Annotated in this window: 13 protein-coding genes, 1 pseudogene and 1 riboswitch; of the genes and pseudogenes, 9 read left to right on the top strand and 5 right to left on the bottom strand. The window is 64.6% G+C overall.

Annotated features, from left to right (window positions below; genetic code table 11):
- Positions 1 to 660: pseudogene (locus ACFX5Q_RS27335) on the top strand (hypothetical protein); the annotation flags it as partial.
- A 20-nt stretch (positions 661 to 680) separates the two neighbouring features.
- On the opposite strand, the gene ACFX5Q_RS27340 reads toward ACFX5Q_RS27335, so the two are convergent.
- Positions 681 to 980 (bottom strand): CcdB family protein, encoded by a 300-nt coding sequence (locus tag ACFX5Q_RS27340; RefSeq protein ID WP_404282995.1) that lies wholly within the window; start codon positions 978 to 980, stop codon positions 681 to 683.
- A complete protein-coding gene (locus tag ACFX5Q_RS27345; protein WP_120013622.1) occupies positions 980 to 1222 on the bottom strand; it encodes a type II toxin-antitoxin system CcdA family antitoxin in 243 nt (80 codons plus the stop codon). The genes ACFX5Q_RS27340 and ACFX5Q_RS27345 overlap by 1 nt, the downstream gene beginning before the upstream one ends.
- A 262-nt stretch (positions 1223 to 1484) precedes the next feature.
- Here ACFX5Q_RS27345 and ACFX5Q_RS27350 point away from each other — a divergent pair, with 262 nt between their 5' ends.
- Positions 1485 to 2423, top strand: coding sequence for a homocysteine S-methyltransferase family protein (locus tag ACFX5Q_RS27350; protein WP_404282997.1), 939 nt, complete (start codon positions 1485 to 1487; stop codon positions 2421 to 2423).
- A 27-nt stretch (positions 2424 to 2450) separates the two neighbouring features.
- Here ACFX5Q_RS27350 and ACFX5Q_RS27355 read toward each other — a convergent pair whose 3' ends face one another.
- Entirely contained in the window at positions 2451 to 4268 is a 1818-nt protein-coding gene (locus ACFX5Q_RS27355) for an ABC-F family ATP-binding cassette domain-containing protein (RefSeq protein ID WP_404282998.1), read from the bottom strand.
- Positions 4269 to 4270: 2 nt separating this feature from the next.
- Complete coding sequence (locus ACFX5Q_RS27360; protein WP_404282999.1) at positions 4271 to 4915, bottom strand: thiamine diphosphokinase; 645 nt, start codon at positions 4913 to 4915, stop codon at positions 4271 to 4273.
- A 134-nt stretch (positions 4916 to 5049) separates the two neighbouring features.
- Positions 5050 to 5164, top strand: a riboswitch (TPP riboswitch).
- A 43-nt stretch (positions 5165 to 5207) separates the two neighbouring features.
- Here ACFX5Q_RS27360 and thiB point away from each other — a divergent pair.
- The 4 genes from thiB to ACFX5Q_RS27380 all read left to right on the top strand — a co-directional run bounded on the left by thiB (position 5208) and on the right by ACFX5Q_RS27380 (position 10231).
- Positions 5208 to 6206 (top strand): thiamine ABC transporter substrate binding subunit, encoded by a 999-nt coding sequence (thiB, locus tag ACFX5Q_RS27365; RefSeq protein WP_404283001.1) that lies wholly within the window; start codon positions 5208 to 5210, stop codon positions 6204 to 6206.
- 8 nt (positions 6207 to 6214) lie between these two features.
- Positions 6215 to 7825 carry a thiamine/thiamine pyrophosphate ABC transporter permease gene (gene thiP / locus ACFX5Q_RS27370; protein ID WP_404283003.1) on the top strand — a complete coding sequence of 537 codons (1611 nt, stop codon included), beginning with the start codon at positions 6215 to 6217 and terminating at the stop codon, positions 7823 to 7825.
- The gene (gene thiQ, locus ACFX5Q_RS27375; RefSeq protein WP_404283005.1) at positions 7822 to 8607 is read left to right on the top strand and encodes a thiamine ABC transporter ATP-binding protein; all 786 of its coding nucleotides are present in this window, start codon (positions 7822 to 7824) and stop codon (positions 8605 to 8607) included. The genes thiP and thiQ overlap by 4 nt, the downstream gene beginning before the upstream one ends.
- A 154-nt stretch (positions 8608 to 8761) precedes the next feature.
- A complete protein-coding gene (locus ACFX5Q_RS27380) occupies positions 8762 to 10231 on the top strand; it encodes a M48 family metalloprotease (RefSeq protein WP_006202433.1) in 1470 nt (489 codons plus the stop codon).
- Positions 10232 to 10249: 18 nt separating this feature from the next.
- On the opposite strand, the gene ACFX5Q_RS27385 is transcribed toward ACFX5Q_RS27380, so the two are convergent.
- Positions 10250 to 11113 carry an RNA polymerase factor sigma-32 gene (locus ACFX5Q_RS27385; protein WP_006202434.1) on the bottom strand — a complete coding sequence of 288 codons (864 nt, stop codon included), beginning with the start codon at positions 11111 to 11113 and terminating at the stop codon, positions 10250 to 10252.
- 327 nt (positions 11114 to 11440) lie between these two features.
- Here ACFX5Q_RS27385 and ACFX5Q_RS27390 point away from each other — a divergent pair, with 327 nt between their 5' ends.
- The 3 genes from ACFX5Q_RS27390 to ACFX5Q_RS27400 all read left to right on the top strand — a co-directional run bounded on the left by ACFX5Q_RS27390 (position 11441) and on the right by ACFX5Q_RS27400 (position 13813).
- The gene (locus ACFX5Q_RS27390; RefSeq protein ID WP_404283006.1) at positions 11441 to 12214 is read left to right on the top strand and encodes an amino acid ABC transporter substrate-binding protein; all 774 of its coding nucleotides are present in this window, start codon (positions 11441 to 11443) and stop codon (positions 12212 to 12214) included.
- Between the two features lie 160 nt (positions 12215 to 12374).
- A complete protein-coding gene (locus tag ACFX5Q_RS27395; protein WP_404283007.1) occupies positions 12375 to 13055 on the top strand; it encodes an ABC transporter permease subunit in 681 nt (226 codons plus the stop codon).
- Entirely contained in the window at positions 13052 to 13813 is a 762-nt protein-coding gene (locus ACFX5Q_RS27400; RefSeq protein WP_404283008.1) for an amino acid ABC transporter ATP-binding protein, read from the top strand. The genes ACFX5Q_RS27395 and ACFX5Q_RS27400 overlap by 4 nt, the downstream gene beginning before the upstream one ends.
- The last annotated feature ends 42 nt before the right edge of the window (positions 13814 to 13855 follow it).

Here is a 13855-nt window from a genome sequence, read left to right on the forward strand (position 1 = left end):
GCACCGGCTGACGCTACTGCCGCCGCTCCGACTGCGCCGCCAGCGGCCGGCACCACACCGGCCGCGCCTGCCGCACCGGCGGCCGCACCCGCCGAGGCCACGCTGCCGGTCGGTCAGAAAGCGATCTTCTACGAAGAACGCACAAGCACCGCGCAAGGCTCGGCCGAGCCTGGCAATATCGTCTGGTCGCTGGTGCAGGAATCGCCCGGCGGTGACCTGCCGCCCGAGCCGGCGATCCGGGCCGAAGCGACCATTCCGGGCAAGGACATCCAGCTGCGCATGACGATCAGGCGCAACACCGACCAGACGCTGCCGGCCAGCCACATCATCGAGATGATCTTCCTGACGCCGGAAAGCTTTGACGGTGGCGGCGTCGACAACATCCTGCGCATCGCCATGAAGAGCTCGGAGCAGGATGCCGGCAGCCCGCTGATCGGCATCCCGGCTAAGATCGCCGACGGCTTCTTCCTTGTCGCGCTCAACGACACCAAGGCGGACGAGGACGCCAACCTTACCCTGCTCCGCGGCCAGGACTGGATCGACGTGCCGGTTGTCTACAAGACCGGACGGCGGGCGCTGCTCACCATGGAGAAGGGCATCCCCGGCGAGAAGGTGTTCGACGAGGCGCTGAAGGCCTGGCAGGCCAAGACGTCGGGCTGAGCAAAGCTCGGCCCGACAATTCAGAAACCCTGGAACAACATGTCGAGCGCGCCGACGATGTCGTCGTGATGCTTGGTGATGTTCAACCTGATTTCACCCAGTTCGCTGGTCGGAACCGTGGCGATCAGATGGGTGGCCACAAGCAGCTTTCGGCCATTGATCTCGACGATGGGATGCAGTTTTCGAATCGCCGGTGGTGCGGCCTGGATCGGGAGAAGCGGGATCACCACGCGTGTCCTGAGATGGTCGAGCAGATCGGATTGCACGTTCAGCAAATAGCTGCCTTCGACGCGACCCGCGAAGACATCATAGCGGGCCATCAGAATTGCCGGTACTCTTCCAGCGGTATTCCTTGCTTTTCGGCGTATTCATTCCACGCTTCCATCGTGGCACGGTTCTCCAGCTTCCACAGCCGCGTCTTTTCGGCAGCCACGGCCTCTGCGATGCCGGCTTCCGCGGCGCGCGAGACATTGACGTCCAGCCCCTTGGCTTCCTTCATGAGATTGGAATCGATCGACAGGTTCGCCGGCTGGCGGATCGCGTTCGAGGCAAGCTTGCGCATGGTGACCTCCGCAACATGCGCATAATCTATGCGCATTTGCGCGCAGCGGCAATGGCGGTGTCCGATCGCGGTGCGCACGAGCCTGCTTCCTAGAGCGGTCCAACATCGGTAGAATCGTTGAGCCGCTCTAACTCTTTGTTTTTACGCAATTCCGGGCGGAAAACCGCTACGCACTTTTCCTGGAATTGCTCTGGGGACATGGGAGAAATTGTCTTCAGATGCTATACTCACTTAAACGGCAGGTCGAAACCGGGCACGGGCGATGACCAATGCGAAGATCGATCTTCGTGAGCTGGGCGAAACCGTTCTCCTGACGGATGGCGGCCTCGAAACGTCGCTCGTCTTCATGCATGGGCTCGATCTGCCGTTCTTTGCCGCTTTTCCCCTGCTCGGTGAGGAAGAAGGCCAAGACAGGCTCGCTCGCTATTTCCGCCAGTTTCTGGATATCGCCGAACAGCGCGGCGTCGGCTTCGTGCTCGACACGCCGACGTGGCGCGCCAATCCGGACTGGGGCGGGAAGCTCGGCTACTCGGATAAGGCGCTGTCGGCCGCCAACCGGCACGCTGTCTCGTGGGCACGGGCGCTCGGTGCGCCTTACGTCGCGCGCGGGATGGTCGTCCTTGTGAATGGAGTGGTCGGACCGCGCGGCGACGGCTACCGTGTCGATGCGGTGATGACGACGGCCGAAGCCGAAAACTATCACATCGAGCAAATCAAGGCGTTCCGCGACGCCGGCGCCGATATGGTCAGCGCCATCACCATGACCTATTCGCACGAGGCGGCCGGAATAGCCTGCGCCGCAATGGCATCGGGCCTTCCGTCGGTGCTCTCCTTCACTGTCGAGACCGATGGGCGCCTGCCCTCCGGCGAGAGCCTGAAGGATGCCATCGAAACCGTTGACGACGAAACCGACGGCGCACCGGCCTATTTCATGATCAACTGTGCGCACCCCAGCCATTTCGACGCCGTTCTTGCCGGCGACGGAGGCTGGGTGGGCCGCATTCGCGGCGTGCGCGCCAACGCGTCCGCCAAGAGCCATGCCGAGCTCGACGCGGCGACCGAGCTCGATCCCGGCGATCCGGTCGACCTCGGCCGGCGCTATCGCGCGATGCGCGACCGTTTCGGCCACATCTGCGTGCTCGGCGGCTGCTGTGGTACGGACGCAAGGCACATCGCCGCGATCTGCGATGCCTGCCTGTGACAGGCTGCTGTCAGAGAAGGCCCAGCTCTAACCTTCCATCTCCTCGCGCAGCATCTCCAGCTCCAGCCACTCCTCCTCGAGCGCGGCCAGCGTGGAGCGCTCCTTGTCGAGGGCGGCAATGGTCTTCTGGAACGAGGCCGGATCGCGCTCGTAGTAGGCGGGATCGGCGATGTTGTTCTCCAGCCTTGAGATCGATGCGGTCACCGCCTCGATTTTCTTCGGCAGCGATTCCAGCGCGAATTTCTGCTTGAACGAGAGTTTCTTGGCCGGAGCTTTCGGAGCCGCGGGTTCTGACCTAGCTGTGGCCGGCGCTTCGCCAGCGTCCTTCGGCCTCGCCTTGCGGTCTTCCAGCCTGGTGCCGCCGCGCTGCGCCAGCATGTCGGAATAGCCGCCGGCATATTCGATCCAGCGGCCGCCGCCGTCAGGCGCAATCACGCTGGTCACGGTGCGGTCGAGGAAATCGCGATCGTGGCTGACCAGGATGACAGTGCCAGCAAAACCGGCGACCAATTCCTGCAGCAGTTCCAGCGTCTCCATGTCGAGATCGTTGGTCGGCTCATCGAGCACCAGAAGGTTCGCCGGCCGCGCCAGCACGCGAGCCAGCAGCAGGCGTGCCCGCTCGCCGCCGGAAAGCTCGCGCACCGGCGTGCGCGCCTGCTCCGGCTTGAACAGGAAGTCCTTCATGTAGGAGACGACGTGGCGCTGCTCGCCATTGACGACGAGATTTTCGCCGCGCCCGTCGGTGAGGTAATGCGCCAGCGTCTCGGCCGGGTCGACGGCCTCGCGCTTCTGGTCGAGCGTGGCGATCTCCAGATTGACGCCAAGCCGGATCGAGCCGGCATCCGGTGCCAGCTCGCCGGTCAGCATCTTCAGAAGTGTCGTCTTGCCGGCGCCGTTCGGTCCGACCAGACCAACGCGATCACCGCGCTGGATCCGGGTCGAAAAGCCTTTGACCACGGTGAGGTCACCAAAACTCTTCTCGATGTTCCTGGCCTCGATCACCAGCTTGCCGGATTCAGCGGCGTCGCTGGCCACCAGGGTCGCCGTGCCCTCGGCGCCGCGATGGCCGCGAAAGCGCTGGCGCATGGTTTGCAGCTCGCCAAGCCGGCGCATGTTGCGCTTGCGCCGCGCCGTCACGCCGTAGCGCAGCCAGTGCTCCTCACGCACGATCTGGCGGCCGAGCTTGTGCTGCTCGCGCTCTTCCTCTTCCAGCACCTGGTCGCGCCATTCCTCGAAATGACCAAAGCCCTTGTCGAGCCGGCGGGTCTGGCCACGGTCGAGCCAGACGGTGGCGCGCGAGACGCGCTCGAGAAAACGACGGTCGTGGGAGATGAGGATCAGCGCCGACGAGGTGCGGGCAAGCTCCTCCTCCAGCCATTCGATCACCGACAGGTCAAGATGGTTGGTCGGCTCATCAAGCAGCAAAATGTCGGGCTCGGGCGCCATGACGCGGGCAAGGGCTGCGCGGCGCGCCTCGCCGCCGGAGAGATCGTTCGGCTTCTCTTCGCCGGTGAGGCCAAGGTGTTCCATCAGATAGGTGGCGCGGTAGGGATCGTCGGCGGGCCCCAGTCCCGCCTCGACATAGGCGCGAACGTTGGCGAAATCGTCCATGTCGGGCATTTGCGGCAGATAGCGCACGGTCGCCGAGGGCTGGCGGAACACTTCGCCATCCTGCGGCTCGATCATTCCAGCAGCGATCTTCAGCAGCGTCGACTTGCCGGAGCCGTTGCGGCCGACCAGCGCGATCTTGTCGCCGGCCGAGGCACTGAGTTCGGCGCCGTCAAGCAGCGGCGTGCCGCCGAAGGTGAGCTTGACCCCGTCGAGATTGAGAAGCGGCGGGGCCATGATCAGCTTTCAGGCAAGGGGTAGGGGTGGGCAAGCAGCAGCGCACGGCCGCTGCCCAAGGCGATTTCGAGGCGGCCCTTGACCTCGTTGGAAATGGTCAGCGACGAGCCGAACGCAACTTCGACATGGTCGAGCGGCCATTTGGCGCCAGTGACGCTCAAGCCGGCAAGGTCGGAGAAGCCGAGCACCGAAAACAGCGTGCCGTCGGCGTAGCTGAAACCGGCTTTTCCAGGCAAAAGCGGGATGCCTTCCTGTGCGCCGCTGGTCAAAAGCACATCCATCCCGCCTTCGGCCAGGCGCACCGCGAGGGCTAGGTGCAGGAAGGCGTGGTCGGCACGCTTGCCGCCGAAGGCGCCGGCGAGAACCAGGCTGGTGGCGCCGCGTTCGAGTGCGGCTGATATCGCCAGTTCGCCGTCGGTCTGGTCTTTCTCGGGCGGAAACACCTGGCGCGGCACGGCGGCCAGATCGTCCGGCAAATCCGCCGGCACGGAATCGAAATCGCCGACCCAGAGTTCGGGCATCACTCCCAGCATCCGAGCATGGCCGATGCCGGCGTCGGCGGCGATGACGCGCGTGCCCTCGATCTGGCGGTCGAGCAGTGGCGTGCGGATGAGATCGCCGCCAAGCAGGATGGTGAATGTGCTCATATCTCGTGGCCCTTACCAGCCCTGCCTGCGAAACGGAAGGCCGGGCCTCACGTGCGTCGCGTCTTTGGGCAACATGCACTGGATCCCCGGCAAAGTTCCGCTTGCACGCCACATCGGCCGGGCCTATGTGTCGAAACGCTCTAACGGGGTGCCGGACGCGATCTTCGCGGACCGGCTGAGAGGCAAACCAGCCAACCCGCTGAACCTGATCCGGTTTGTACCGGCGGAGGGATTAGACGTTTCGGACAACCCGACGCCTCAATTCCTTTCAACACGAACGAAGGAGGCGCCGATGCGCACGCTTTTATACGCACTGATCTCAGCAATCACCCTGGCTGTTACTGCACCCGCGCAAGCGCAGGACAAGCTCACCGTCTACACCTATGAGAGTTTCACCGCCGAGTGGGGTCCGGGTCCGTTGGTGAAGAAGGAATTCGAGGCCGAATGCGGCTGCACCCTCGACTTCGTCTCGGTCGCCGACGGCGTGGCGCTGCTCAACCGCGTCAAGCTCGAAGGGGCCTCGACCAAGGCCGACATCGTACTCGGCCTCGACACCAACCTGACGGCCGAAGCCAAGGCCACCGGCCTGTTCGCGCCGCATGGCGCGGTGTCCGATGTCAACGTGCCGGGCGGCTGGAGCGACGACACCTTCGTGCCGTTCGACTATGGCTATTTCGCCGTCGTCTACGATACCGAAAAGCTAAAAGTGCCGCCGAAGAGCCTGAAGGAACTGGTCGAAGGCGATGCAACCGACAAGATCGTCATCCAGGATCCGCGCACCTCGACACCGGGCCTCGGCCTGCTGCTCTGGGTCAAGTCGGTCTATGGCGACAAGGCGCCGGAGGCCTGGGCCAAGCTCAAGTCGAAGGTGCTGACAGTGACGCCGGGCTGGAGCGAGGCATACGGCCTGTTCACCAAGGGCGAAGCGCCGATGGTGCTGTCCTACACGACGTCGCCGGCCTACCACATGGTCGCCGAAAACACCGAGCGCTACCAGGCGGCGTCTTTCGAGGAAGGCGAGTATCTGCAGATCGAGGTTGCCGGCATCACTACGACCGGCGCCAAGAACCCGCTGGCGGAAAAGTTCATGGCCTTCATGACCGGACCGAAGTTCCAGAATGTCATTCCCGAGACCAACTGGATGTACCCGGCCGGCAAGACCGACAAGCCGCTCAACCCGGCCTTCGACAGACTGGTCAAGCCAACCAAGACCTTGCTGTTCAGTCCGGAGGAGGTCGCGGCCAACCGCAAGGTCTGGGTGGATGAATGGCTGGCGGTGATGAGCAAGTAGGGGTCGGGATGGTACCGGCGCGTTCGACCGATCCCCGCATCACCGCCGGCATCGTCGCGCTTTCGGCAATAGCGCTACTGATCGGCGGCGCGTTCGCCGGGCTCATCCTCGAAGGCGCACGCGACCTCTCCGGCGCTGCGTCCGCCTTCGATCCCTATCTCCTGCGCGTCGCCCGCTTCACGCTGTGGCAAGCGGCTCTCTCGACGCTGCTTTCCGTCGTGCCGGCGCTGTTCGTGGCGCGCGCCCTGTCGCGGCATCCGCGCTTTTTCGGCCGCGGCCTGATCCTGCAGCTCTTCGCCCTGCCGCTGGCACTGCCGGCCATCGTCGCTGCGCTCGGCATCCTGGCGCTCTACGGCAATGCCGGCTATTTCGCCGGCATTCTTGGCAGCCGGAATTGGCCGGGCATCTACGGGCTGTCAGGCATTCTCGTCGCCCATGTCTTCTTCAACCTGCCTTTGGCCACAAGGCTGTTCCTGGAGGCGCTGGGGACGGTGCCGGCCGACCAATGGCGGCTGGCGAGTCAGCTCGGCATGGGCGCAAGACCCGCCTTCCGGCTGATCGAATGGCCGGCGCTGCGCGCGGCACTCCCCGGTATTGCCGGGCTTGTCTTCATGCTCTGCATCACCTCCTTCACCATCGTGCTGACGTTGGGCGGCGGGCCGGCCGCCACGACGCTGGAGGTCGCCATCTACCAGGCGCTGCGCTTCGATTTCGATCCCGCGCGGACCGTAACGCTGACATTTCTGCAGATCGCGCTCACCTTCGTCGTCGTGCTGGCCTTGATGCGGCTCGGCGTCAACACGGTTGGCGATGCCAATCTGCCGGTGGCGCCGCGACGGTATCTTTCCGCCGGCATGGCCGAGACCGCGTTGAACGTCACCTTGATCGGTCTGGCCTTGCTGTTCGTCGCCGGGCCGATGGCCGCGACGTTGGCCGCCGGGCTTGGCGCCGATCTCGGCCGGTTGGCGGGCGAGGCTGCCGTGCGACAGGCGACGGTGACCAGCGTCGTGCTTGCCTTGCTCTCGGCGGTTCTTGCGGTGGCGCTGTCGTTGTCGCTCATCATGGCGCGGCGAGCACTCGCGCTGATGCGCGGCGTCGGTCCTCGGACGCTGCTCGAACATGCCACCGACACCGGCGCCGGCTTTGTGCTGGTCGTGCCGCCCATCGTCGTCGGCGCCGGCTGGTTCCTGCTGTTGAGTGCGATCAGCGACGTCTTTGCCGTCGCGCCTGTCATGGTCGTTGCCGTCAACGCGGTGATGGCAATGCCCTTCGCCATCCGTGCCGTGCGTCCCGCCTATGATGCGGCGAGCGAACGGCACGAACGGCTTTGCGCGCAACTTGGCATCTCAGGCTGGAGCCGGCTCATTCTGGTCGACTGGCCGTCGCTCAGGCGGCCTCTGGCCACAGCCTTCGCCTTCGCCATGGCCTTGTCGCTCGGCGACCTCGGCGTCATCGCGCTGTTCGGCAGCGATTCAGTGCAGACCTTGCCTTATCTTTTGCTGGCGCGCATGGGCAGTTACCGGACCGCGGACGCCGCCGGCTTGGCCTTGCTGCTCGGCATGGTTTGCCTGGCGCTCGTGCTTGTCGCAGACCGGCTGGGGCGGGGAGAACGAGCATGACGCCCACCCATGATGGCGCCGACGTGAAACACGGGGCAGCAGTGCGGCTGGACAATGTTTCGTTCAGCTACGGCGAGGCGTCGTTTCTCTTCAATGTCCAGTTTGCCGCTTCCAGGATCACCGCCATCATGGGGCCAAGCGGCTCCGGAAAATCGACGCTGCTCAATCTGGTGGCCGGTTTCGAGGCGCCAGGGTCGGGCCGCGTGCTGATCGGCGAGGCGGAAGTCAGCGCCGCTCCGCCTTCGGTCCGGCCAGTGTCGATGGTGTTCCAGGAAAACAATCTGTTTGCCCATCTCCCGGTGGAGCGCAATGTCGGGCTCGGCCGCTCGCCGTCGCTCGGCCTAAGCGGCGCCGACCGCGAGGCGATCGCCGGGGCACTCCAGCGCGTCGGCCTTGCCGGCAAGGAAAACCGCCTGCCGCGCGAGCTCTCCGGTGGCGAGCGGCAGCGCGTCGCACTTGCCCGCGTGCTGGTGCGCGACCGGCCGGTGCTTCTGCTCGACGAGCCATTCGCCTCCCTCGGACCGGCCCTGCGCGACGACATGCTGGATCTTTTGGCCAGTGTCCATGCCGAGCGGAAGATGACGGTTCTGTTCGTCACCCACCAGCCCGAAGATGCGCGCCGCATCGGCCAAGATATGGTGTTTCTCGACAATGGCGCGGTCGCCGCGGCGGGGACGGCGGCCGATTTCTTCGACGGCGCTGGACCGGAAGCCTTCCGGCGCTATATCGGCTCGGGACCGGTCAACACCGGATCACGAGATATTGCCCGGAAGCGGACATAATTTACGGCCAAACCGGGTTTGGACGATGCGGCGTTTGCTTGCCTTGACCAGAGGAGTGTGGCTAGGTCCGGCCATACTGGTCCGGCATAGGCCGTGATTTGCCGCAAACAACAGAAGGGACGCCGATCTGCCGACCGGCAAGGACAGACTGTTGATGAAGCCGCTGGCGCGATTCCTTGCGCTGGCCGGCTTGGCCGTGGCGCTGGCAAGCTGCCAGATGTTCACGCCGCCGGATGTGCAGGAATCCGGTTTCCAGCCGTCCGACAGGCCCGTCACCGTCGACAATGTCGTCGCCAACAGCAAGCTCGCCGAGATGGCGAAGGCGCAGCATCCGCGCATCCTCGCCACCTATGGCGGCGAATATTCCGATCCCAAGCTCGAGCGTATGGTGGCCAAGGTCGTCGGCAGCCTGACCGTGGTGTCTGCCAATCCGACCCAGACCTATCGCATCACCATCCTAAATTCGCCCAACGTCAACGCCTTCGCGCTGCCTGGCGGCTATCTCTACGTCACGCGCGGCCTGCTGGCACTGGCCAATGATTCGGCCGAGCTTGCCGCCGTCATCGCGCACGAGATGGGCCACGTCACCGCCAATCACGGCCTGCAGCGGCAGCAGCTGGAGGCCGAGGAAGGGCTGGCGACCAAGGTCGTCTCCGATGTGCTCGGCGACAGCCCGACCGCCAAGGCCGCACTCATCCGCGGCAAGCTCAGGCTTGCGCAGTTCTCGCGCAACCAGGAGCTCGAAGCAGATGCCATCGGCATCAAGTCGGTCGGCGAGGCGGGTTATGATCCTTACGCCGCCGGCCGCTTCCTGCAGTCGATGTCGGCCTATACCGATTTCCGCTCGATCAGCGGCGCCACCGATGCCAGCCTCGACTTCCTGGCGACGCACCCCAACACGCCGCAGCGCATCGACCTGGCACAGCGGCATGCCCGTCAGTTCGGCCCGCCGGGCGTTGGCACGCGCGACCGCGATGCTTTCCTCGCCGGCATAGACGGCCTGCTTTACGGCGATACGCCGGAAGAAGGCTATGTGCGCGGCCAGACCTTCCTGCATCCTGGCCTCGGCGTGTCGTTCACCGTGCCCGACGGCTTCGTCATCGACAATTCGGCCGCCGCCGTGACGGCGACCGGCCCGGGCGACATGGCGATCCGCTTCGACGGCGTTTCGATCGACAAGAACCGCCCGCTGACCGACTATATCCGCAGCGGCTGGGTGGCCGGTCTCGACGATGCGAGCGTGAAGCAGGAAACCATCAACGGCAACGAGGCGGCGACAGCGCATGCCGGCGCCGACGGCTGGCAGTTCGACATCGCGGTGATCCGCGCCGGCGGCCAGGTCTACCGGCTGCTGACGGCGGCACCCTCGGCCAGCACCACGCTCGATCCGGTGGCGCGCTCGGTGAGCGGCTCGTTCCGCATCCTCAGCGCGGCCGAGAAGGCGGCGCTGAAGCCGCTGCATATCCGCGTCGTCACCGTGCAGGCGGGGCAGACCATGGGCTCGCTCGCCGCGCAGATGGTCGGCGTCGACCGCAAGCTCGACCTGTTTAGGGTGCTCAACGCGATGTCGCCGGGCGCCGCCGTTTCGACCGGCGACAAGGTCAAGATCGTCACAGATAGATAAGGTTCAGGACGGCAAGGTTCAGGCGGCTGTCGCCATGAATTCGGGGTTCTGCTCGACCAGCGCAACCTTCAGCTTTTCCATGGCGCGGGCTTCGATCTGGCGGACGCGTTCCTTGGAAATGCCGAGCGCTTCGCCAAGCGACTCAAGCGTTGCGCCCTCGTCGGTCAGACGGCGCTGCTCGATGATCCTGAGTTCGCGGGCATTGAGCGCGCCGAGCGCTGCCTTGAGCCATAGCGAGCGGCGTTCGATGTCGATCGTGTCGCCGACAATTTCGTCCGGCAAGGGATCGTCCGAGATCAGGAAATCCATCCGCTCGGCCGTGCCGGCATCGTCGGCAAGCGGCGCGTTGAGCGAAGAGTCGGGAGCCGAGAGGCGGGAATCCATCATTGCCACGTCGGCCTCGGAGACGCCGAGCGCGACGGAAACTTCGCGGTAGAGTGAGGCGTTGGAGATCGGTTCGGCACCGTTCGCAAGCCGGGCGCGCAGGCGCCGCAGGTTGAAGAACAGAGCCTTTTGCGCCGAGCTGGTGCCGCCGCGCACGATCGACCAGTTGCGCAGGATGTAGTCCTGCATCGAAGCGCGGATCCACCATGTCGCATAAGTCGAAAACCGCACCTCGCGGTCCGGCTCGAAACGCGCCGCGGCTTCCAGCAAGCCGACATGACCCTCCTGGATCAGGTCGCCGAGCGGCAGGCCGTAGTGGCGAAACCGCGAGGCCATGGAAATGACCAGCCGCATATGCGCGACGGTGATCCGGTGCAGCGCCTGCTGGTCGTTATCTTCCTTCCAGCGCAAGGCCAGAAGATGCTCCTCCTCGCGCTCGAGATAAGGAGCCTTCATCGCCGCGCGGACCATGGTTCGTCCTGCCGTGTCTTCGATCATGCCGCGCTCCTGTTCCGGGTCTTGCCGGCGGGCTCGCCACCGCGATCTTGTCGGCGCTTCGGTTGAAATGTCGGCGCTGCGCCCTACAACAGCAAAACTCGCCACGCCGAGGAATGTTCCCCGGCGCAATCGCCCTGCGGTTGGACGGAGTGGAGCGAAGCGGGAACGCTGAAGGTTTGCGCCGCGTTCGTCGGTGTGGATTTTGAGAATGGGATTTCTGAAATGATCTATCTTTGAAATCCGATTCCTTATTTTGCCGAGCTGCATCTGCCAGTTTCCAGCCCTTCACAAAGTGCCGACCACCGGCCAAGACGGGATCACAGAAAAATGAAATGGCTCACTTCGCTCATCGTTGCCGGAACGCTGCAGGTTCTGGCGGTTACGTCAGGCCACGCCGGCGCCAACCTCGACCAGATCAAGCAGGCTGGCGTCATCAAGGTCGGCACGGAAGGCACCTATGCGCCCTTCACCTATCATGACGCTTCCGGCGCGCTGGTCGGCTTCGACGTCGAGATCGCCAAGGCGATCGCCGACAAGCTCGGCGTGAAAGTCGAATTCCTCGAAGGCAAGTGGGACGGGCTGATCGCCGGCCTCGACTCCAACCGCTATGACACCGTCATCAACGAGGTCGGCATCACCGATGCGCGCAAGGCGAAGTACGACTTCTCCGATCCCTATATCGCCTCCAAGGCGGTGCTGATCGTTCGCGGCGACAACACTGACATCAAGAGCTTCGCCGATCTCAAGGGCAAGAAGTCGGCACAGTCGCTGACCTCGAACTTCGGCAAGCTCGCCGAGACCAACGGCGCCGAGCTCGTCGGTACGGACGGCTTCGACCAGTCGATCCAGCTGCTGCTCACCGGACGTGCCGACGCCACCGTCAATGACAGCCTGTCCTTCCTCGACTTCAAGAAGCACAAACCCGACGCCAATGTGAAGATCGCGGCGCAGGAAGAGAACGCCGACTATTCCGGCGTGATCGTGCGCAAGGGCGATCCGGAACTGGTCGCCGCCATCAACAAGGCGCTGGCCGACATCAAGGCCGACGGCACGTACAAGAAGATCGCCGACACCTATTTCGGCCAAGACGTCTCGCAGTAAACGCATTCTTCTCGGGCGGGCCGATACCGGCCCGCTTTCCATATTTTGCGGTGAGCCGTCTTTGACGGCTCGCCGGTTTTCGCATGATATCCGGTCCTGTGTCCGCGCCTCGACGGATGCGGGCTGATGCACCGTAGATGATCTGGCAAGGAGGCCTTCTGTGCCGCACTGGCTGCAACTGATGCTGGACTCCTTGCCGACGCTGTTGTGGGCGGCGCTGATCTTTACCGTGCCGCTGACGCTGCTGTCGTTTGCCTTCGGCCTCGCCGCCGGACTGGTCACGGCGCTGATCAGGCTGTTTGGCCCGAAGCCGTTGGTTGCCGTGGCCCGTTTCTATGTCTGGATTTTTCGCGGGACGCCGCTTCTGGTGCAGTTGTTCCTGATCTTCTACGGCCTGCCGTCGGTCGGCATATTGCTCGACGCCTTTCCTGCCGCGTTGATCGGCTTCACGCTCAACATCGGCGCCTACACGTCGGAGATCATCCGCGCCGCCATCGGCTCGGTGCCGAAGGGGCAGTGGGAGGCGGCCTATTCGATCGGTATGAGCTGGAGCCAGGCGATGCGGCGCACGATCCTTCCGCAAGCCGGACGCGTCGCCGTGCCGCCGCTGTCCAACACCTTCATCTCGCTGGTCAAGGATACGTCGCTGGCCGCCGCCATCACGGTGCCGGAAATGTTCCAGGCGGCGCAGCGCATTGTTGCCACCACGTATGAGCCGCTGATCCTCTATGTCCAGGCTGCGGCGCTCTATCTGGCGCTGAGTTCGGTGCTGTCGGCGCTGCAGACGCGGCTGGAGGTACGACTCAACCGCTATGGCGGCTTCCTGGAGGCGCGCTCATGATCGGCCTCACCAATATCGAGAAGCGCTTCGGCGACAATCTTGTGCTGAAGGGCGTCACCGTCGCCATCGAGGAGGGCGGCGTCACCGCCCTTGTCGGCCCCTCCGGCGGCGGCAAGAGCACGCTTCTGCGCTGCATCAACCTGCTGGAGATCCCGACCTCCGGCACGGTGCGCATCGGCGATGAGACGCTGGAATTCCGCCCGGGCACCAAGGTCGCCACCAGGGACATCCGGCGCCTGCGGCTGCAGACCGGCATGGTGTTCCAGAACTTCCAGCTGTTCCCGCACCGCACCGTGATCGAGAACGTCATGGAAGGGCTGGTGACGGTGCTGAAATGGCCGGTTGAGAGGGCGCGCGAACGGGCGATGGCCCTGCTCGAGAAGGTCGGCATGGTGCACAAGGCCGATGCCTGGCCGGCGACGCTGTCGGGTGGCCAGCAGCAGCGGGTGGCCATCGCCCGGGCGCTGGCGCCGTCGCCGAAGGTGCTGCTCTGCGACGAGCCGACCTCGGCGCTTGACCCGGAACTGGCGCAGGAAGTGGTCGACGTGCTTGGTCAGCTCGCCAGCGAAGGCACGACCATGGTGATGGCGACGCATGATCTCAGGCTCGCTTCCAAGATCGCGCAGGAAGTGGTCTTTCTCGACGCCGGTGTCGTCGTCGAGAAGGGCCCGGCTTCCGTGGTGTTTTCTACCCCGGAGCATCAGCGCACCAAGCGGTTCATCGCCACGTTGAAGCAAGAAGCGGGCGGGTCCCAATAAAAAACCCGGCGCGAGGCCGGGTTTTCTGAATTTCGCGTACGA

Origin of the sequence: Mesorhizobium sp. IMUNJ 23033 (assembly GCF_044778005.1) — a bacterium.
GTDB lineage: Bacteria > Pseudomonadota > Alphaproteobacteria > Rhizobiales > Rhizobiaceae > Mesorhizobium > Mesorhizobium amorphae_A.